Source organism: Alteraurantiacibacter buctensis (genome assembly GCF_009827655.1).
In the GTDB taxonomy this organism is placed as follows: domain Bacteria; phylum Pseudomonadota; class Alphaproteobacteria; order Sphingomonadales; family Sphingomonadaceae; genus Alteraurantiacibacter; species Alteraurantiacibacter buctensis.
In genome coordinates, this window is sequence record NZ_WTYV01000001.1 from 890350 (window position 1) to 910140 (window position 19791).

The following is a 19791-nucleotide window of genomic DNA, read 5'->3' on the forward strand; positions in this document are numbered from 1 at the left end:
TTGCGACTATCTGCCTGTCTGTGCCGCAGATGCTGATCCCCGACCAGAGAGCCGTGATCGACCGCCGCGCCCTGGTGGCGGCGATCGACGATGCCGTGGAGGACAAGGGCGCCGGCAATGCCCGCGGCGCCATCGTTACCCTGCTGCGCGAGGCGCTGGCCGCCAGCCGGGCGGAACTGGGGCAACGGCTGGCCGCCTCGCCCGCTGCCGGGCACGAGATCACCCACGGCCACGCTTTCCTGATCGACCAGATCATCCGCGTGGTTCACGATCACGTGGTGGGCGACCTGTACCCGGTGGCCAACCGTTCCAGCGGCGAGCGGCTGGCCCTGCTGGCCGTGGGCGGATACGGGCGCGGCGAGATGTGCCCCCATTCGGACGTGGACATCGCCTTTATCACCCCCGCCAAGCCCACCGCATGGTGCGAGCAGGTGATCGAGGCAATCCTCTATTTCCTGTGGGACCTGGGGCTGACCGTGGGCCATTCCAGCCGCAGCCTGGACGAGATGGTGCGCCAGGCCAAGGCTGACCTGACCATCCGCACCGCGATCCTGGAAAGCCGCTACCTGTGGGGTGACCGCGAGGTCTACCAGATGGCCAGCGACCGGTTCTGGGGTGACGTGGTGCCGGGCAGCGAAGCCCAGTTCACCGCCGAAAAGCTGGCCGAGCGCGATGCCCGGCACAAGCGCATGGGCGATTCGCGCTATGTCGTTGAACCCAATGTGAAAGACGGCAAGGGCGGCCTGCGCGACCTGCAGACCCTGTACTGGATCGGCAAGTACAACTACCGCGTGAAAAGCGCGGCGGAGCTGGTCGACAAGGGCCTGTTCACGCGCGAGGAATACCGCAGCTTCCGCCGCGCCGAGGGCTTCCTGCTGGCCGTGCGCAGCCACCTGCACTCCATTGCCGGGCGCGGCGAGGACCGCCTGACCTTCGACCTGCAGCGCGAAGTGGCCAGGCGGATGCATTACGCCGACCGGCCGGGCAAGAGCGCAGTCGAACGGTTCATGCAGTTCTATTTCCTGCAGGCGCAGCACGTGGGCAACCTGACCGGCGTGTTCCTGGCGCAGATGCAGGAACAGGCGCTGGCCCCCAAGCGGCGCGAAGGGCTTCTGCAACGCTTCCGCACCCGCAAGAGCCGCTTTGTCGAAGGCTATCCGCTGCAGGCCGGCAAGCTGGCCGCGCCGGATGACAACTGGTTCAAGGCCGATCCCGTGCGGCTGGTGGAAATCTATGCCCTGGCCGAGCGCGAGGGGCTGGAGATCCATCCCGAGACGATCCGCCTGATCCGCCGCGATGCCGGGCTGATCCAGTCCGAGGTCCGCAAGGACGAGCGGGCCAACGCCGCCTTCCTGGACGTGCTGTGCGGCCGGCGCGATCCTGAAACCGTGCTGCGCTGGATGAACGAGAGCGGCGTGTTCGGCCGCTTCGTGCCCGATTTCGGCAAGGTCGGCGGGCAGATGCAGTTCGACATGTACCACCACTATACGGTGGACGAGCATACGATCAGGGCCATCGGCCTGCTCAGCCGGATCGAGCGGGGGGAGGAGCGGGAAGAGCATCCGTTGGCCACCCGCATCCTGCCGGGGCTGAAGTACCGCCGGGTGCTCTATGTCGCCACGCTGCTACACGATATCGCCAAGGGGCGCGGCGGCGACCATTCGCTTCTGGGCGCCGAGGTGGCGCTGAAGCTGTGCCCGCGGCTGGGCCTGACCGCGCCGGAAACCAAGCTGGTCAGCTGGCTGGTGGCCAAGCACCTGCTGATGAGCGCCACCGCCTTCAAGCGCGACCTGTCGGACCCCGTCACCATCCGCAAGTTCATCGAGGAGGTGGACGAGGCCGAGAAGCTGGCGCAGCTAACCGTGCTCACCATCGTCGATATCCGCGCCGTTGGGCCGGGCATCTGGAACAGCTGGAAGCGGCAGTTGCTGGCCGAGCTTTACAACTACGCCGACGAGATGCTGCGGGCGGATAACGATGCCGACTTGCAGGAAAAGCGCCTGTGGACCAAGCGCGCCGAAGTGGCCGAACTGCTCGGAACGAAGAAGCACCTGCTGGCCGAGCTGGATGACCGGTTCGACCGCAACTACTGGCTGCAGGAACCGGCGGACATCATCGCCATCAACCTGGCCCACTATGCCGCCGCGCGCGATGTCCACCAGGTGCTGACGATCCACACCGAATACTATCCGGCGCGCGGCGCCACACTGATCACGGTGATGGCGGATGACCACCCGGGCCTGTTCTTCCGCATCGCGGGGGCAATCAACCTGGCGGGCGCCAACGTGATCGACGCGCGCATCCACACCACCCGGGTGGGCAAGGCGGTCGACAATTTCCTGGTGCAGGACCCGCTGGGCAAGCCGTTTCGCGAAGAAGGCCAGCTTGCCCGCCTGAAGAAGAGCATCGAGGATGCGCTGGCGGGCCGGATCGAGCTGGTGCCCAAGCTGGCCGCCCGCCCGCTTCCGCGCAGCCGGGCCGAAACCTTCACGGTGGAAAGCGCCGTGCTGTTCGACAACGAGGCAAGCGACCGCTTCACCGTGGTGGAAGTCACCGCGTCGGACCGCCCCGCCCTGCTCAACCGCCTGACCCGGGCGATGTTCGAACAGAGCTTGATCATCAATTCCGCCCACATCACCCAGTATGGCGAACGTGCGGTGGACACCTTCTATGTCACCGACCTGATCGGCCACAAGATCTGGAGCAAGGACCGCCTCGCCCGCGTGGAACAGGCGCTGCTGGGCGCAATCGCGGCGGGTGAGCCGAAGCCGGCCAAGGTTGCCGCTGCGGAGCAGGTGGCGAAGTAGGCGGCGGCTACTGCCGCACCAGGTGCTCGAACACGTAGGGGCTGAGCGGGGCGGCGAACTTGCAGCCGGCCTCAAAATTACGCGCCCAGCACACTTGCGCGTCGAGGATGGCCATGCCGGGCAGGCGGATCTTCATCATCGTGCCCACGGCGGGCATGTCGGTCAGCGAGAGGCGGAAGCCCTCAGGCGTCAGGTCCTTCAGGCGGGCCTGGTGCCAGTTGCGGATGCCGATCTTGATCTCGCACACCTTGTCGATCGCCGCGCGCTCGGTGCGCCGGGGGCGCTGGCCTTCGTCAGGGGTGCCGTCTTCCATGGTCGCCGGCATACCACACGCCATATTGCGTTGCAGCAATGAACGCGCTCAGTTGGCCGCACGGCTCCCGAACAGCGCGGTGCCCACCCGGACGTGGGTAGCGCCGAGCATGATGGCCGTGGCAAAATCGCCGCTCATGCCCATGCTCCGGCCCCATGGTTGTTCATCGGCCAGCCCATGATCGCGGGCCAGCTTGTCGAGGAAGGCGAAGAACGGCGCGGGCTCGATATCGGCGGGCGGCACGCACATCAGCCCGGCCAGCGGGATATCGGCCGCGCGGGCCTGGCCCAGCAGGGCGGGTAGATCGGCAATGGCGCAACCGCCCTTCTGCTCCTCCTCGCCCACATTGACCTGCACGAAGCAGGGCACGCGGCGGCCCGCCTTGTCCATCGCTTTGCCCAGCGCCGTGACCAGGCTGGGCCGGTCGAGCGAATGGATGGCATCGAACAGGGCCACGGCATCGTCCGCCTTGTTCGATTGCAACTGGCCCACAAGGTGCAGTTGCAGGCCGGGATACTGCTCGCGCAGGGCAGGGAACTTGGCCTGCGCTTCCTGCACGCGGTTCTCGCCGAAGACCATGTGGCCGGCCTCGACCAGCGGCAGGATGTCCTCGACCGGCCTGGTCTTGCTGACCGCCACCAGGGTGACCCCGGCCGGATCGCGGCGGGCAATCCGGCAGGCCCTGGCAATCTCGGCCTGCAAATTGGCCAAAAGGGTGGCTGCATTCTCGCTCATGGCCGCGCTATAGCGGGCCGATGGCCATGATCCAGCCCTTCCCTGCACTGTGGCTGCTGTCCGATGCGCGCAACGATGCCGGGCTGGAACGGGCGCTGGCGGCCCTGCCGCATGGCAGCGGGTTCGTTTACCGGCACTATCACCTTGATGGGCCGGAGCGGCTGGCGCGATTCCGCATGCTCAGGCGGCTGGCCCGGGCGCGCGGCCACGTGGTGGTGCTGGCCGACAGCGCGCTGACGGCACGCGAATGGGGGGCAGACGGGGTCTATGGTGCGCCGCTGGCCCTGTGGCCCCGGCGCGGCGACCTGCTGCAACTGGCCACCGCCCATAGCATGCGCGAACTGGGCGCAGCGGCGCGCAAGGGGGCGGACGCGGTGCTTCTTTCCCCGGCCTTTGCCACCCGCACCCACCCCGGCGCGCCGTTCCTGGGCGCAGTTAGGTTCCGCCTGCTCGCCGCGCAAAGCCCCGTGCCGGTCATTGCGCTTGGCGGCATGAACCGGGGCACGGCGCGAAGGCTGCAATGGCCACACTGGGCAGCGATTGATGGCCTGTCGGCGCACTAGCGGTTGACCTCGAGTCCGGCTGGACTCACAATGCACCGTTTCGGGACTCTGACGGAATTCGGGAGGGATTTGGGCCAATGGCGACTCGCGCCCGTAGCTCGGCCAATGCGGCGGACTGGAAAGCGGCCTTTCGCCGCTCGCTGGCGCGCGTACTGCAGATGTCCGGGGCCTGCCTGCTGTTCGGGCTGATGGCCTTCCTGGCGCTGGCCATGCTCAGCTATGACCAGTCGGACCCCTCCCCTTCCACCGCCGCCGGGCCGGTGATCAGTAACTGGATGGGCGCCGCCGGGGCCTGGGCGGCAGACCGGGCCTTCTGGTCGTTCGGCCTCGTCAGCGTGCTGTTTCTGCCGTTGCTTTACGCCTGGGGCCGCAAGCTGTGGCGCGACAGCGAGGTGGACGAGGATGACGCGGCCCCGCGCATGGCGACAGGCAAATGGTGGCGCACGCTGGCCGTGCTGCTGCTGGCCATGGCGCTGCTGGCCGTGGTCCTCTCACTGGTGACCGATCCGGCAAGCTGGCAATGGCCGGCGGGGGCCGGCGGCCTGGTGGGCCTGCTGGGCGAAGGGGCCCTGCGTGCCCTTGCCGGGCGGCTGCCGGCTGCGGGCGAGTTTCCCGCCATCCTGGGCGGTGGCCTGGCCATGCTGGTGGCGGGGGCCTTCCTGGCCGGCAAGGTCTTTGCGCTCGACTGGGCGGGCCTCCTCACCCTGCCGCACTGGGCGCGCCGCCGTCCGTCGCTGCCGATCGGCACGGCCAACCCGTTCAAGGAGCAGGCCGAGCGCCGGGCGAAGGAAAAGAAGGGCGAGGCAGTCACCCTGCCCCAGCCCGACCGCAAGCCGCCCGAGATCGTCGATCCCAGCGCCCCGCCGCGCGCCGCCAAGCCCGGCAAGGCGCGGCAGAAGGACCTGTTCGAGAAGTTCGACCTGCCCAGCCTCGACCTGCTGACCGATGCCCCCGCCGATGCCACGCCCAAGCTGGACAAGCTGGCACTGGAGAGGAACGCCCGCCTGCTGGAAAACGTGCTCGACGATTTCAACGTCAAGGGCGAGATCACCGCCGTGCGGACCGGCCCGGTGGTGACGATGTACGAACTGGAGCCCGCCCCCGGCATCAAGGCCAGCCGCGTCATCGGCCTGTCGGAAGACATCGCCCGCAACATGAGCGCGATCAGCGCCCGCGTGGCCGCCATTCCCGGCAAGACGGTGATGGGCATCGAACTGCCCAATACAGTGCGCCAGACGGTCAGCTTCAAGGAAATGGTCGCCTCGGAAGCCTTTGCCGATGCCAAGGGCAACCTGCCGATCATCCTGGGCAAGGACATCGCCGGCGAGCCGGTCGTGGCCGACCTTGCCGCCATGCCGCACCTGCTGGTGGCGGGCACCACGGGTTCGGGCAAGTCGGTGGGGCTCAACTGCATCCTCCTCAGCCTGCTTTACCGCTTCAGCCCCAGCGAATGCCGGATGATCCTGATCGATCCCAAGGTGCTGGAACTGAAGAGCTACGACGATATCCCCCACCTGCTGGCCCCGGTGGTCACCGATCCGCCAAAGGCGATTCGCGCACTGAAATGGGCAGTGGAGGAGATGGAGCGGCGTTATCGCATGATGAGCGATATCGGCGCGCGCAACCTGACCGGCTTCAATGACCGGGTGAAGACCGCCATCGCCAAGGGCAAGCCGCTGGGCCGCCGCATCCAGACCGGGTTCGATCCCGAGACGGGCGAGGAGCTGTATGAGGAGCACCAGCTAGATTACGAGGTGCTGCCGCAGATCGTGGTGATCGTGGACGAACTGGCCGACCTGATGATCGTGGTGGGCAAGGAGATCGAGGTGCTGATCCAGCGGCTGGCGCAGAAGAGCCGTGCCGCCGGCATCCACCTGATCATGGCCACCCAGCGCCCTTCGGTTGACGTGATCACCGGCGTGATCAAGGCCAACCTGCCGACCCGCATCGCCTTCAATGTCACCGGCAAGATCGACAGCCGCACCATCCTGGGCGAGCAGGGGGCGGAGCAACTGCTGGGCAAGGGCGACATGCTGTACAAGCCCACCACCGGCGCGCTGGTGCGCGTCCACGGCCCCTTCGTGTCTGACGAGGAGGTGGAGAAGGTGGCCGACCACTGGCGCGGCCAGGGCCGGCCGGACTATGACGACAACGTCACCAACGATCCGGACCCGGACGGCATGGGGGGCGGCGGCGCCTTCGGCTTCGAGGACGAGTTCACCGCCAGCGACAACCCGGACGAGCGCCGCTACCGCCAGGCCTGCCAGGTGGTGTGGGAGAACCAGAAGGCCAGCGGCTCGTGGCTGCAGCGCCAGCTCGGCATCGGCTACAATACCGCCGCCCGCCTGATCGAGCGGATGGAGGAAGACGGCATCGTGGGCCCCGCCAACCACGTGGGCCGCCGCGAAATCTACCGCGACCGGGACGGCAACCCGTTGTAGAAAAAAGCGGGCGCGGCAGCCGCAAGGCCACCGCGCCCGAAACAGGTGCGCCAGCCAGGCCGGCGCGCCCGGGAGAGAGCGTTCTAGAAGTCCGCCGAAAGCTGCACGTACCAGGCGCGCGGCCGGGCATAGATCTTCTCGGTATAGCCGAGCGTCCCCAGCGAGGCGTTGCCCTGGATCAGGTAGCGTTCGTCGAACAGGTTGGTGACACCGGCCTGGACGCTGACCACATCGGTGACCGCAACGTTGACCGAGGCATCGGCGGTGAAATATCCGTCTTCCTCGATCTCGGGCACGCTGCCGGTGATGAACACCACGCTGGACGAATAGTTGCCCTGCACCCGCGGGGTCACCACCAGGTCCGCCACCTCGAACTCGTAACCGACCGAGAAGTTGGCGGTGAACGAGGGCGTCAGCGGCAGGTCGTCGCCCGGGGCAACGGTGGCCGTGGCCCCCGGCACCGGGGTGATCGTCAGGATCTCGTCATCCAGGATGCTGAGCCCGGCATCGAAGGTGAGGCCACTGTCGAACGGGCGAATGCTGGTCTCGGCCTCGAACCCGCGGATGCGGGCCTTGCCGGCGTTGAACAGCAGCGGCACCACGCCCTGGCGGAAGATCAGTTGGATGTCGTCGTAATTGGCCTGGAACGCCGCCAGGTTCAGGCGCACGCCGTCCCAGTCGGCCTTCAGACCCAGTTCGTAGCTGTCGACCGACTCCTCGGCGAACGACACCGGCCGGTTGCCCGGCGGCGGGGCGTTGTAGCGGGTGTTGAACCCGCCCGACTTGAAGCTGCGGGCATAGGAGACATAACCGTTCAGCCAGTCCGCCATGGCATAGCTGACGCTGGCCGATCCGGTCAGCGCGCTATAGGTATCGCGGTTCAGCGTGGGGTAGATGAACAGCGGCCCGCCATCCGGGATGGCCTTGTCCGGCAGCGTCGCCGGATCCGGCTGGGTGCCGGGGAACAGGTTCATCACGATCCCGGTGTAGCTCTTGCGGTCCCGCGTGTAACGCAGGCCGCCGCTGACGCTGAGGGCATCGGTCAGCTCGACCGAGGTTTCCCCGAACAGTGCCCACGAGCGGGTTTCCAGCGTGGAGAACTGCAGGTCGCGCGAACCGCCGTTGCCGGCCAGGATCGAGGCGATTACCGGCGGCGAGGGCGGGAACGACAGCGGCACGCTGGCGCGTTCCAGCGTGTCCTCGTCGAAGTAGTAGGCGCCCACGATGCCGTCGAACGGACCGGTTTCGAACTGCACCTGCAGTTCCTGGCTGAACTGGTCGGAATCGCCCGCCACGTCGGTGGTGATGATCAGGAACGGGGTGTTGTCGCCATCGCGCACGCCGCGCGACTGGGTGGAACGGTAGGCGGTGATGCTCTTCAGCGTCAGCGCGTCGTTCAGTTCCAGCACGGCCGAACCCGAAACGCCCCATACTTCGGAGGTGCTGAGCACGGGCGCGGTACCGCCGTTGACATATTCGCCACGCGCCTGGAAATCGTTGGCGCAACGGCTGTCGTCGATGTTGGGCACGAAGGGCGCACCGGGAGCCGGCGTGCCGGGGAACGGCATGGTCGCACCCGGGCAACCCGCCGCCACCGAGACGATGGCCGGGATCGGCGCGGTCTCGTTGATGCCGGCGAACACGAACGGCGCGCCGTTCTCGTCGCGCCTGGTGTAGTCGGCCCGCAGGTTGATATCGAGGCCGGGCGCGGCCTCCCACAGCAGGGCACCGTTGAAGGTATAGACATCGTCGTTGCCCAGATCGAGCCCGTCGACCACGCGGATGACATAGCCATCACGCTTGCGGAACCCGCCGGAAACGCGCGCCGCCATGGTCTCGGCCAGGGGCACATTCAGCGCGGCAAAGCCTTCGTGGAGGCTGTCCGAGCCCACGCGCAGGCGGCCACGGGCCGACCACTCGCCCAGTTCGGGCGTGCGGGTGCGCACCTGGATCGCGCCGCCGATGGTGTTGCGGCCGAACAGCGTGCCCTGGGGCCCGCGCAGCACTTCCACCTGGTCGATATCGCCGAACTCGATGGTGCCGCCAACGGCCCGTCCGACATACACGTCATCGATGTAGACGCCCACGCCCGGGTCCACGGCCGCGGTCGGGTCAAGCTGGCCGATGCCGCGGATGAACACGACCGACGAGGCGCTGTTGCCCGAAAGCTGGCCGGCCGGCTTGAACTGCAGGCTGGGGGTGATCCGCTCCAGGTCCTGCGTCTGGGTGATCTGGCGGGTTTCCAGCGTCTCCGCCGTGAAGGCCGAGACGGCCACCGGCGTTTCCTGCAGCGATTCTTCGCGGCGACGGGCCGAAACGTAGATCACGTCATCCTCGCCGCTGGTGGCGGCAGGCTCGTCCTGCGCCAGGGCAGGGGTGGCAAATGTGGCGCACAGGGCAGCCATTCCGGCAAGCGCCGAATGGCCCAGCAATCCGGCCCGCACGGCCGTCGTTCTCTTTGTCATGGTTGCAGACTCCCAATTGACGCTCTCGCAGGAGCGCTGCGACAGGCAGGTATTACCCATGACTGTTATGGTCAATAACAGTAATGGGTAGGTGCAATTGCTTGCAATCGTGCGGCGGCTTTGCCACACCCCTGCCCATGCGGGTTGGTGGCGCGAAGCGGGATCAGTCGGGGTTGGGGGACGAGGCGCAGCGTCGTGCCCCGCGCCTGGCCAACAGCGATCTGGACTATGGCCTGCTGAAGGACGTGGTCGGATTTCCCATCAAGGTGGTGTGGATCCTGGGCTACACCCTGCTCACCCGCACGATCGACGATCCCCCGGTCACGCCGCAGCGCTTTTCCATGCTGGAATTGATCGGCTGCAACCCCGGTGCCCAGCAGACCCAGCTTGGCGCGGCGCTGGGCCTGTCACGCTCTGCCACCACGATCACCATCGATTTCTGGCAGGATCGTGGCTGCGTGGAACGGCGCAGCGTGCCGGGCAACCGGCGGATCTACGGCATCTACCTGACCGAAGCGGGACGCGAGACCTGGGCCGCCCTGCGCCAGAAGGTGCGCCGGTCCGATGCTGAATTGACGAAGAACCTGACACCGGAGGAAGTTGGCCAGCTGCGCGGCCTTCTGGCCAAGATCCATCAGTGACCGTTTGACCGCGCCCGCTGCCGGTCCACCGCCTGGATGAAGGCCAGCAGGTCATCGGGATCAATGTCGAGCACCTCGTCCCATTCGTCGAGCACGCCGGTCACATCGTCATGCGTAAACGGGGGCGGCGCGCCGGGAATGGGGCGCGGCTGGGGTGCAACCATGCGGTGCGGCCAGGCGTGGCCGGTGGCGTTGTTGTAGGCCAGGCCACAGGCCACCAGCACCACCACGTTGGCCAGCACCGCCCACAGGTGCTCCACCCCCCAGTGCTCGGCCCCGGTGGCCCCCAGGGCAAACAGCAGAGCGGTGCCGCCGCCGGGCGGGTGCAGGCAGCGGGCCAGCGCCATGCCGCCGATCGCCAGGCCCACGGCCAGGCCGCCTGCCAGCCACGGTGCGCCCACGGCCAGGCCGGCGACCAGGCCGGCGGATGCCGACACCAGGTTGCCCCCGATCACCGGCCACGGCTGGCCCAGCGGGCTCGCCGGCAGGTTGAAGATCAGCACCGCGCTGGCCCCCATCGGGGCCACGATCATCGGCAGCGCGGGGGTGTAGCCGCCCAGCACCGTGGCTGTGGCTATCGCCGTGGCGGCAATCGCCAGCGTTGCCCCGATCGCCCCGCGCAGCCAGCCAAGGTGGCCCAGCGCCGCCTGCGGCAGCAGCGCGGCCGTGTGTGCCAGGATCCGCTTCATTGCTGCCCTAGGCCGGCTGGCGGCACGAATAGCTGGTGGCCAGCGCCGGATCGCCGCCGTCATAGTGGGCATAGCCGGGGTGCGGGCACAGCGGCATTTCCCCGCCCTGACCGTCTGCCCGCCGCGCCGGGACCGAGGACGGCGCCGTGCCGCGCTCCACCCAGTCCACCATCGGCCCCAGCAGGTCGAAGCTGGTGAAGGCATTGCCGCCCGAACAGTGCAGCATGCCCGGCACCATGTAGAAGCGCGCGGCATTGTCCCACGCCTCGACCCCGTTGGTCGCGCGTGCCCGCTGGAAATAGTCCCAGGTGTCGAAGGCCGAGAACCACGGATCGGACACGCCGTGGAAGTACATCAGCTTGGCCCCGCGCCCCAGATAGGTGGAGAGGTTGGTCCAGTAGGCCGTGTCGGTCAGGCGGCCCACCGCATCCCAGTCCACCTGGTAAAGCCGCTCGTCCACGTCGATCTCGCGCGCGGCGGTGGCGGGGCCGAAGGGCCCGGGCGCGCCGGCGGGCAGGTATCCGGGCAGGCCGGGGCCGGTATAGGTGACGCCGGTATCCCACGGGATCGGGGCATAGACCCGCCGCCCGCTGGCGTTGGTCAGGCCGCCGAATGCAGTGCGCAGCGCTTCCACCCGCGGAGCCGAGATGCACCCCTCGGTCTGGCCTGCACGGCAGGAAAGGACGGTGACATCGAAACTGCGGCACGCCTCCACGTTTGCTATGATGCCATCGGTGCGGCCATCGGCCCCGTCGCACTGGCGGGTCAGCTGGCGGTCGATCAGGCTGCGTTCTGCCGGGGTTACGCCTGCCGGACCGGCCACGGTGGCCGGCTGGGTGCGGTTGAGCAGCACCTGCGCCCACTCGATGCCCATGTTCGAATAGCCCGGGCGCATGGCCGGGGCGCCGATCACGATGCCGTCGAACAGTTCGGGATAGCGCTGGCTGGCCAGCATCCCCTCGCGCCCGCCGGTGGAACAGCCGGTCATGTAGGAGTGGTGCGGCGCGCGGCCATAGAAGCCCTGGACGATCTGCCGCGTGGCCAGCGTGACCGTGCGCACGCTGGTTTCGGCAAAGTCCAGCGCGGCCCGCTGGTCGGCGTGGAAGCTGGCATCGAAGCCCGCGCCCTTGTGCCCGCTGTCATGGCTGGCCACGGCAAAGCCGCGGCTCAGCGCGTCGTTGGTGCCCGCCGCCACCGGTCCGTTGGGCGGGCGGATCGATCCGTTGAGGCCGCCGCCGCCCATCAGCAGGTAGCGCCCGTTCCATTCCACCGGCAGGGCTAGCTCGAAGCCGATGCCGTATTGCGCCTGCGTGCCGTTGGCGCCCGGGCCCATGCGCCGGTTGATGATGCCTTCCACCAGGCAGTGCGGGGCCATCTGCGTGGCCGGAAACTGCGGCGGGCCCTGGATGGTGCGGCCCTGCGGATGCCAGGTGGCGGCAGTGATCTCCATATCGCCGGTGACCTGCCCGGCCAGCGCCGCGCAACGGGCGGCAGGGCCCGCCTGAGAGGCATTCGGCGAAGAATTCTGCGCGGTTGCCGGGGTCATGCCCGCCAGTGCTGCGGCCAGGGCGGCGCCCGTCAGCCACTGGGTTGCCATCGCGTGTGCCATTCCTCGTCTCCCGTTCTTTCCCCACCCGCTAGCAAGCGCACCCGCTGCCGACAACGGCGGATTGATTAGTCAGGCCAAGACTGTAGGTTTCGCCGCGAACACATGCGGATGCGCCGCAGGATCGGGAGAGAACTAACCATGCGTCACCTCATCGCCGCGCTGGCTCTGGCCACGGCAAGTGTTGCAGCCCCGGCCAGTGCGCAGGACGCCGAAGGCCTGTGGGTGGCAAGCTGGACCGCCAGCCCCCACGCCCCGCTGATGACCGAAGGCCCCTTTGCCGCCGCCAGCTATGAAAACGTGACCATCAGCCAGGTTCTCCGCCTGTCCGAAGGCGGCAGCGCCCTCAGGGTCCGCTTCACCAACCGCTATGGCAGCGGCCCGCTGGCCATCGGCCGGGCGCGGGTGTTCCAGATCGACGATGCGGGCGCGGAAGTGCCCGGTACCAGCCGGATGCTGACGTTCGGCGGTGAAACCGGCGCAGTGATCCCGCGCGGCAGCCCCTTTGCCAGCGATACCGTGGCGCTGGACCTGCCGAACCTTGCCCGTATCAGGGTGGAATTCCACCTGCCGCGCCCCACCGGCCCGTGCACCTGCCACCTCACCGGGCAGGATGTGCTGGCCGTCTCCACCCCCGGCGACCACGTGGGCGAGGCGTGGGAGCCCGCTGCCACGGCCGGTTTCCGCGCCTTCATCCAGACGGTGGAGGTGCTGAGCGATGACGCGCTGGGCACGGTGGTCACCTTCGGCGATTCGATTACCGACGGGGTCGGCTCCACGCCGGGCACCAACCGCCGCTGGCCGGACGTGCTGGCCGAGCGGCTGCAGGACGCAGGCCTGGAATATGCCGTGGCCAATGCCGGCATCTCGGGCAACCGCGTGCTCAGCCCCGGTATGGGAGAAAGCGCGCTGGCGCGGCTGGACGAGGACGTGCTGGCCCTGCCCAACGTCACCCACATGATCGTGTTCGTGGGGGTGAACGATATCGGCAACCGCTTCGGCGCATCGGCGCCGCGCGCGGGCTTTCCGGCGCTGGACCAGCCGCAGTTCGAGGTGGGCGAGATGATCGCCGGCTATCGCCAGTTGATCGTCCGCGCCCATGAAAAGGGCATCCGCGTCATCGGCAGCCCGATCGGCCCCTACATGGGCGCAGGTTACTGGAGCGAGGAAGGCGAGGCCGCGCGCGCGGCAATCAACGACTGGATCCTGAATTCCGGCGAGTTCGACGCCACGGTGCGGCTGGACACCGCTTTTGCCGATCCGGCCGATCCGCGAAAGATGCGCGATGGCTATCACATGGGCGATTTCCTGCACGGGTCCGACGCAGGCCTGCGCGCGGTGGGGGAAAGCATCGACCTGTCGCTGTTCGCGCCACCTGCATGAATTCGCCGCAAAGGGCTGGATAACCCGCCCGCGCCCGCTTTTGCCATGCCGCCGGTCTGGCTAAGCCCGCAGGCGTGACGGTGCATATCGAAATCGGCCGGGATTCGCAGGGCCAGCCGGTTCAGGTTGACGTGGAGGAGCTGCTCGCCACGCGCCTGCTGGTGCAGGGCAATTCGGGCAGCGGCAAATCGCACCTGCTGCGCCGCCTGCTGGAGGAAAGCGCCGGCCTGGTGCAGCAGGTGGTGATCGACCCTGAGGGCGATTTCACCTCGCTGGCCGACCATTTCAGCCACGTTGTCATCGATGCCGCCAACCATACCGCGCGCGAGATAGAGGCGCTGGCCGCGCGCGTGCGGCAGCATCGGGCCAGCGTGGTGCTGGCGCTGGACGAGCTGGAGGTGGAAGCGCAGATCCGCTGCGCCGCGCAGTTCCTGAACGCCCTGTTCGATGCCCCGCGTGAACACTGGTATCCAGCGCTGGTGGTGGTGGACGAGGCCCAGATGTTTGCCCCTGCCGCCGGGGGCGAGATTTCCGAGGACACCCGCCGCCTGTCGCTCTCGGCCATGACCAACCTGATGTGCCGCGGGCGAAAGCGCGGCCTGGCCGGCATTGTTGCCACCCAGCGCCTCGCCAAGCTGGCCAAGAACGTGGCGGCGGAAGCATCGAACTTCCTGATGGGGCGCACTTTCCTGGATATCGACATGGCCCGCGCGGCGGACCTGCTGGGCATGGAGCGCAAGCAGGCCGAACGCATCCGCGACCTGCAGCGCGGCCACTTCATCGGCCTGGGCCCGGCGATCAGCCGCCGCCCGGTGAGTGTGCGCATCGGCGCGGTGCGCAGCGGCGGAAAGGCTGGCGGCGGCGGGCTGCTGCCCCTGCCGGGAGCGGGTGAGGACCTGGCTGCGCTGCTCCACGCGGAACTGGCGGCGGAAGCGGCCACCCCGCCCCCGCCGCGCGCGCAATCACCCGTGGCTCCGCCCAGCATGGCGGCGCTGAGCGAGGCCATCGCCCACCGCCCGCCGCCCGCGCCATTGCCGGAACCCGCCCTGCCCCTGCCCGCAGCGCACGAGGACGCCTTGGCCGAGGCTCCGCCCGCGCCGACCCCCGCTCCGGGGGCCGACCTGCCCGGCATCCTGGCCGAAATGGCCGCCGAGGAAGGCGCGACCTTCAAGCCGCTGAACAACCTGTTCCGCGATTTCGCAATCCGCTGCCGCCAGCGCGGGGTGCCATCGGCCCATGTCGACACCGCGCTGTTCCGCCGCCTGTTCGCTTTCGCCTGCGCCCGGCTTGACCGGCTGGACGAGGCTTCCCGCGCGCGGGTGGAGGCGCTGGCCGAGCGGGTGGAGGACGATGTTCTTGCCCCCTACCTCGCCATCTGCGTGGCCGCCGTGGAAGGCTACAGTGCGCCGGACGAGGACGAACTTGCGCGCGTCTATGGCTCCAGCTCGCCGGGCCGCGTGCGGCGGATGCTGGAGCACCTGGAGCGGCAGGGCCTGGTCGTGGTGCGCGAGGACTTTGGTGGCGAGCGGACGATCAGCGTGCCGGGGCTGGAGGAAGTGGCGGGCTAGCCTTCCATAAACGGCGCGGCCACCTCTGGCGGCACGCGCAGCAGGCGGCCGGTCTGCCGATCTATCATCGCCCAGGTCGTGCGCGCCGTCACCAGTGCTTTCCCCAGGGCATCACGGAAGGTGATGTGCCGGTCGAACCGCGCGCCGCTTGGCCCCTCGCGGATCTCCGTCTCGGCGGTCACCGTCTCGCCCAGCGAAATGTTGCCGCGATAGTCGATCTCGTGCCGGGTCACGACCCAGGCATAGGCCGCCACATGCGCCGGGTCGCCGTCGCGGTTCCAGTGTGCGGTGGCCACGGCTTCCATCCAGTTGACCCACACGCCGTTGTTGACGTGGCCCAGTTCGTCGATGTGCTCCGGCCCGGCGGTGAAGGTTGTTGAATAGGTTCTTGCCATGACACGCCCACCCCCTTCCCCTCCCGCAGGCGGGAGGGGAACTGTTACTCAGCCACGCCAAGCTGCCACAGGATGAAGGCCGTCTCCTCGGCATCCTCGCGCAGGCCCTCGTAACGGCCCGAGCGGCCTGCGTGGCCGGCGCCCATGTTGGTCTTCAGCAGCAGCACGTTGTCGTCGGTCTTGGTCACGCGCAGGCGGGCGACCCACTTGGCAGGCTCCCAATAGGTGACGCGCGGATCGTTCAGGCCCGCTGTTACCAGCATCGGCGGATAGTCCTGCGGCGAGACCTGGTCATAGGGGCTGTAGCTGAGGATGTGGGTGAAGGCGGCCTTGCTCTCCACCGGGTTGCCCCATTCAGGCCACTCCCCCGGCGTCAGCGGCAGGCTTTCGTCGAGCATGGTGTTGAGGACATCCACGAAGGGCACGCCCGCCACCACCGCGCCGAACAGTTCGGGCGCCTGGTTGACCACGGCGCCCATCAGCTCGCCCCCGGCGGAACGGCCGGAAGCACTGATCCGCCCTTCTGCCGTATAGCCCCGGGCAATCAGGCCACGCGCCACGTCGACGAAATCGTTGAAGGTGTTGGTCCGGTCTTCCATCTTGCCCTGGAGATACCAGCGCCGCCCCAGGTCGTCCCCGCCGCGGATATGGGCGATGGCATAGGCTATGCCGCGATCGACCATGCTGAAACGCTCGGTGTTGAAGCCCGGCGGCACGGCATAGCCATAGGCGCCATAGGCATAGAGGTGCAGCGGCCCGCCCGCGCCCGGCTGGCCCATCGGTCGGTCGCGCCGGTACATCACGCTGACCGGCACCAGCGTGCCATCGCGCGCCGGGATTTCCAGCCGTTCCACCGCGTAGAGCGAGGGATCGTAGCCGCTGGGGATTTCCTGCACCTTGAGCGTTTCCAGCCGCCGGTCGGCCACGTGATAGTCATAGACCGTGCTGGGCGTGATCATGCTTTCATATCCCAGCCGCAGCCGGTCCACCGCCCATTCCGGGTTGCTGCCCAGGCCCGCCGTGTAGCTCGCTTCGGGGAAGCTGATTGCCTCCACCCGCGCCGGATCGTCGTAATAGCGCACCTGCACCTGGTCGAGGCCGGCAAGGCGGCCTTCGGTGACGTAGAAATCGCGGAACAGGTCGAGGCCCGTCAGGTAGAACTCGTCCGATCCGGCGATCAGCGTGGTCCACTGGTCGGGCGTGGCCAGCAGCGCGGTGCTGACCGAAAAGTTCACGTGATCGGCGTTGTGCAGCACAAAGAGCGTCTCGCCCCGCACATCGACGCCGTATTCCACCCCGGTCTGCCGCGCGCGCACCAGCTTCGGGGTGGCAAAGGGGTCGCTGGCGGGCAGCAGCCAGGCCTCGCTCGTCTCGTTGTCGCCGGTGGCCAGGATCAGCCACTCCTCGTTGGCGGACAGGTCAGCCGAAACGGTGAAGCCAAGCTGGGCCTCGCGATAGATTTCCACGTCGCTGGCGGCATCGGTGCCGATGCGATGGACGCGCACGTTGTCCACCCGCCAGTTCTCGTTGGCCACGCCATAGACCAGCATGGTGTCGCCCGCCGCCCAGACCAGGCCGGTGTTGGTCCCCTCGATCCGGTCGGTCAGCATTTCGCCCGTCTGCAGGTCCTTGATGACGGCCGTGTAACGCTCGTCCCCGCTGGTGTCGGTCGAATAGGCGACATACCGTCCGTTCCGGCTGATCGAGATGTCGCCGATCGAGAAGTAGTCGTGCCCTTCGGCCAGCGCGTTGGCATCGAGGTAGAGTTGCGCCTCGCCACCGCTTGCAGGGCGGCGGTAGTACTTGCGGTACTCGCTGCCCGGCTCGTATTCGGACCAGTAGATCCAATCGCCGTCCTTCTGCGGGACCGAGGCATCGTCTTCCTTCAGGCGGGCGCGCATTTCTGTGAACAGGGTTTCCACCAGGCCGGCATGGGGGGCCATCTGCGCTTCGAACCAGGCGTTCTCCTGGTTGAGGTAGGCCAGCACATCGGCATCGTCGATCACCGGATAGCTCTGGTCCTTCAGCCAGTGATACGGGTCCTCGATGGTGATGCCGAAGCGGCTGTAGGAATGCGGGCGCTGCTCGGCCAGCGGGGGACTGGTGGGGGCTTCTGCGGTCACGGAAGAACTCTCGGTGGTTTGCGCCTGCACGGCCCCCGCGCAGGTACACGCGAAAATGGCGGCGGCAAGCGGGAAGGTCCATTTCATCGGGCGGCAAACCTCTGTAATCGGGTGCAACGAAGCGGCGTGGCTTGTCGTGCTAGACCATCCGGTTACATTGACAACCATATTTTGCCCGCACTGACCGATCGGACTCTGCCATGCTGATGCACACCCATGAAGCGAGACTAAAGGCCCTGCGCGAGGAGCTGGCGCGGCGCGGACTGGCGGGATTCGTGGTGCCGATCAGTGACGAGCACCTGTCCGAATATGTCGGCGCCTATGCCCAGCGGCTGGCCTGGCTCACCGGCTTCGGCGGCTCGGCGGGCACGGTGGCGGTGCTGGCCGAAAAGGCGGCGATCTTCGTGGACGGGCGCTACACCCTGCAGGTGCGCGACCAGGTGGACGGGCGGCTGTACGAGTACCGGTCCGTGCCGCAGGATTCGCTGGCCGACTGGCTGGCCGAAAATGCCGGGGCGGGGGCAAAGGTCGCCTATGATCCGTGGCTGCACACCCAGCCCTGGGCCAAGGCCGTGGCGACGCGCCTGGCCAAGGCAGGCGCGGAACTGGTGGCGGTGGAGGACAACCCGCTCGATGCTGTGTGGCAGGACCGGCCCGCCCCCTCCCCCGCTCCCGCCTTCCTGCAAGATGAATCGCTGGCCGGGCGTTCCAGTGCGGACAAGCGCGCCGCGATCGGCGAATGGCTGAAGGCTGAAGGGCTGGACGCAGTGGTGATAAGCGCGCTCGATTCGGTGGCCTGGGTGCTCAACGTGCGCGGGTCTGACGTGGAGCGTACGCCGGTGGCCCTGTCCTACCTGACCGTGCTGGCCGATGGCACGGCGGACTGGTTCATTGCGCCGGACAAGGTGCCGGCAGAGGTGGCCACGGCGCTGGGCAATGCCGTGCGGGTGCGCCCGAGCGATAACTTTGCCGCTGCGCTGGCCGAGCTGTCCGGCAAGCGGGTGGCAACCGATCCGGCACGCTCCGTGGCGGCGATCTTCGCCGCGCTGGAAGCAGCAGGTGCCCAGGTGGTGCCCCTACCCGATCCCGCCGTGCTGCCCAAGGCGACGAAAAACGCGGCCGAGATTGCCGGGCACGATGCCGCCCAGGCGCGCGACGGAGCCGCCGTCAGCCGGTTCCTCCACTGGCTCGGCGTCAACGGCCCCAAGTGCATGGTCGACGAGATCAGCGCCGCCGCGCAGCTCGAAAGCTTCCGCCAGGCGGGGGGCGACCTGCGCGACCTGTCGTTCGATACGATCAGCGGCAGCGGACCCAATGGCGCGATCGTCCATTACCGGGTGAGCGAGGAGACCAACCGCCTGCTGGCCCCTAACAGCGTCTATCTGGTGGACAGCGGCGGCCAGTACCCTGACGGCACGACAGACATCACCCGCACCGTGTGGATCGGCCCGGACGAGGCCCCAGCCGAGGTGAAGGACCGCTTCACCCGCGTTCTCAAGGGCCATATCGCGCTGGCCGTGCAAACCTTCCCCGCCGGCACCACCGGCAGCCAGCTTGATACGCTGGCGCGGCAGTTCCTGTGGCAGGCGGGGCTCGACTATGCCCACGGCACCGGCCACGGGGTGGGCAGTTTTCTCAGCGTCCATGAAGGACCGCAGAGGATTGCCAAGCCGCGCGGCGGGCAGGCAGGGACCGAACAGGAGTTGCTGCCCGGCATGATCCTCTCCAACGAGCCCGGCTATTACAAGACCGGCGAATACGGCATCCGGGTGGAGAACCTGGTGCTGGTGGAACGGCGCGAGATCCCCGGCATGGAAGGCGAATGGCTGGGCTTCCGCACGCTGACCCTGGCCCCCATCGACAAGGCCCTGATCGCCCCCGACCTGCTGACCCCGGCGGAGCGCGCCTGGCTGGATGCCTATCACGCACAGGTGGTACAGGTGGTTGCCCCGCAACTGCACGAAGCTGCCGCGCGCACCTGGCTGGAGGAGGCCTGCAGGCCGCTCTGACCCGCCCCTTGCGCGCGACAAATTGCGACATAATGGCAGGGGCACGGCACATC

At 68.1% G+C, this 19791-nt stretch carries 14 protein-coding genes; 7 read left to right on the top strand and 7 right to left on the bottom strand.

Going from position 1 to position 19791, the window contains the following annotated elements:
* Positions 1-29: 29 nt before the first annotated feature.
* On the top strand, positions 30-2807 hold the full coding sequence (locus tag GRI99_RS04230) for a [protein-PII] uridylyltransferase (RefSeq protein WP_202392941.1): 2778 nt from the start codon (positions 30-32) through the stop codon (positions 2805-2807).
* Positions 2808-2814: 7 nt separating this feature from the next.
* Here GRI99_RS04230 and GRI99_RS04235 read toward each other — a convergent pair whose 3' ends face one another.
* Both GRI99_RS04235 and GRI99_RS04240 read right to left on the bottom strand, forming a co-directional pair.
* Positions 2815-3120: a PilZ domain-containing protein gene (locus GRI99_RS04235; protein WP_160770705.1), complete on the bottom strand. Its 306-nt coding sequence runs from the start codon at positions 3118-3120 to the stop codon at positions 2815-2817.
* Positions 3121-3168: 48 nt separating this feature from the next.
* On the bottom strand, positions 3169-3855 hold the full coding sequence (locus tag GRI99_RS04240) for a YggS family pyridoxal phosphate-dependent enzyme (protein ID WP_160770706.1): 687 nt from the start codon (positions 3853-3855) through the stop codon (positions 3169-3171).
* A 20-nt stretch (positions 3856-3875) separates the two neighbouring features.
* Between GRI99_RS04240 and GRI99_RS04245 the strand changes: the two genes are divergently transcribed.
* A complete protein-coding gene (locus GRI99_RS04245; RefSeq protein WP_160770707.1) occupies positions 3876-4418 on the top strand; it encodes a thiamine phosphate synthase in 543 nt (180 codons plus the stop codon).
* A gap of 77 nt (positions 4419-4495) precedes the next feature.
* The gene (locus GRI99_RS04250) at positions 4496-6859 is read left to right on the top strand and encodes an FtsK/SpoIIIE family DNA translocase (RefSeq protein WP_160770708.1); all 2364 of its coding nucleotides are present in this window, start codon (positions 4496-4498) and stop codon (positions 6857-6859) included.
* 83 nt (positions 6860-6942) lie between these two features.
* Here GRI99_RS04250 and GRI99_RS04255 read toward each other — a convergent pair whose 3' ends face one another.
* Positions 6943-9324 carry a TonB-dependent receptor gene (locus GRI99_RS04255; RefSeq protein ID WP_160770709.1) on the bottom strand — a complete coding sequence of 794 codons (2382 nt, stop codon included), beginning with the start codon at positions 9322-9324 and terminating at the stop codon, positions 6943-6945.
* Positions 9325-9461: 137 nt separating this feature from the next.
* Here GRI99_RS04255 and GRI99_RS04260 point away from each other — a divergent pair, with 137 nt between their 5' ends.
* Positions 9462-9965, top strand: coding sequence for a MarR family winged helix-turn-helix transcriptional regulator (locus GRI99_RS04260; RefSeq protein ID WP_160770710.1), 504 nt, complete (start codon positions 9462-9464; stop codon positions 9963-9965).
* Here the strand turns inward: GRI99_RS04260 and GRI99_RS04265 are convergent.
* Both GRI99_RS04265 and GRI99_RS04270 read right to left on the bottom strand, forming a co-directional pair.
* Positions 9959-10654: an HPP family protein gene (locus GRI99_RS04265; protein ID WP_160770711.1), complete on the bottom strand. Its 696-nt coding sequence runs from the start codon at positions 10652-10654 to the stop codon at positions 9959-9961. The genes GRI99_RS04260 and GRI99_RS04265 overlap by 7 nt on opposite strands.
* Positions 10655-10661: 7 nt before the next feature.
* The gene (locus GRI99_RS04270) at positions 10662-12263 is read right to left on the bottom strand and encodes a DUF6351 family protein (protein WP_160770712.1); all 1602 of its coding nucleotides are present in this window, start codon (positions 12261-12263) and stop codon (positions 10662-10664) included.
* 138 nt (positions 12264-12401) lie between these two features.
* Here GRI99_RS04270 and GRI99_RS04275 point away from each other — a divergent pair, with 138 nt between their 5' ends.
* Positions 12402-13643, top strand: a complete 1242-nt coding sequence (locus tag GRI99_RS04275; RefSeq protein WP_160770713.1) for an SGNH/GDSL hydrolase family protein — start codon at positions 12402-12404, stop codon at positions 13641-13643.
* Positions 13644-13717: 74 nt separating this feature from the next.
* Positions 13718-15211 (top strand): AAA family ATPase, encoded by a 1494-nt coding sequence (locus GRI99_RS04280; protein WP_160770714.1) that lies wholly within the window; start codon positions 13718-13720, stop codon positions 15209-15211.
* Here the strand turns inward: GRI99_RS04280 and GRI99_RS04285 are convergent.
* On the bottom strand, positions 15208-15606 hold the full coding sequence (locus GRI99_RS04285; protein ID WP_160770715.1) for an acyl-CoA thioesterase: 399 nt from the start codon (positions 15604-15606) through the stop codon (positions 15208-15210). The genes GRI99_RS04280 and GRI99_RS04285 overlap by 4 nt on opposite strands.
* A 44-nt stretch (positions 15607-15650) precedes the next feature.
* Positions 15651-17816: a S9 family peptidase gene (locus GRI99_RS04290; RefSeq protein ID WP_160770716.1), complete on the bottom strand. Its 2166-nt coding sequence runs from the start codon at positions 17814-17816 to the stop codon at positions 15651-15653.
* 119 nt (positions 17817-17935) lie between these two features.
* On the opposite strand from GRI99_RS04290, the gene GRI99_RS04295 reads away from it, so the two are divergent.
* Entirely contained in the window at positions 17936-19738 is a 1803-nt protein-coding gene (locus GRI99_RS04295; protein ID WP_160770717.1) for an aminopeptidase P family protein, read from the top strand.
* The last annotated feature ends 53 nt before the right edge of the window (positions 19739-19791 follow it).

Bases quoted from the DNA above. Each gene is read 5' to 3' on its own strand.
- GRI99_RS04230 (WP_202392941.1), top strand. From the start codon at position 30: ATGCTGATCCCCGACCAGAGAGCCGTGATCGACCGCCGCGCCCTGGTG.
- GRI99_RS04235 (WP_160770705.1), bottom strand. From the start codon at position 3,120: ATGGAAGACGGCACCCCTGACGAAGGCCAGCGCCCCCGGCGCACCGAG.
- GRI99_RS04240 (WP_160770706.1), bottom strand. From the start codon at position 3,855: ATGAGCGAGAATGCAGCCACCCTTTTGGCCAATTTGCAGGCCGAGATT.
- GRI99_RS04245 (WP_160770707.1), top strand. From the start codon at position 3,876: ATGGCCATGATCCAGCCCTTCCCTGCACTGTGGCTGCTGTCCGATGCG.
- GRI99_RS04250 (WP_160770708.1), top strand. From the start codon at position 4,496: ATGGCGACTCGCGCCCGTAGCTCGGCCAATGCGGCGGACTGGAAAGCG.
- GRI99_RS04255 (WP_160770709.1), bottom strand. From the start codon at position 9,324: ATGACAAAGAGAACGACGGCCGTGCGGGCCGGATTGCTGGGCCATTCG.
- GRI99_RS04260 (WP_160770710.1), top strand. From the start codon at position 9,462: ATGCGGGTTGGTGGCGCGAAGCGGGATCAGTCGGGGTTGGGGGACGAG.
- GRI99_RS04265 (WP_160770711.1), bottom strand. From the start codon at position 10,654: ATGAAGCGGATCCTGGCACACACGGCCGCGCTGCTGCCGCAGGCGGCG.
- GRI99_RS04270 (WP_160770712.1), bottom strand. From the start codon at position 12,263: ATGGCACACGCGATGGCAACCCAGTGGCTGACGGGCGCCGCCCTGGCC.
- GRI99_RS04275 (WP_160770713.1), top strand. From the start codon at position 12,402: ATGCGTCACCTCATCGCCGCGCTGGCTCTGGCCACGGCAAGTGTTGCA.
- GRI99_RS04285 (WP_160770715.1), bottom strand. From the start codon at position 15,606: ATGGCAAGAACCTATTCAACAACCTTCACCGCCGGGCCGGAGCACATC.
- GRI99_RS04290 (WP_160770716.1), bottom strand. From the start codon at position 17,816: ATGAAATGGACCTTCCCGCTTGCCGCCGCCATTTTCGCGTGTACCTGC.
- GRI99_RS04295 (WP_160770717.1), top strand. From the start codon at position 17,936: ATGCACACCCATGAAGCGAGACTAAAGGCCCTGCGCGAGGAGCTGGCG.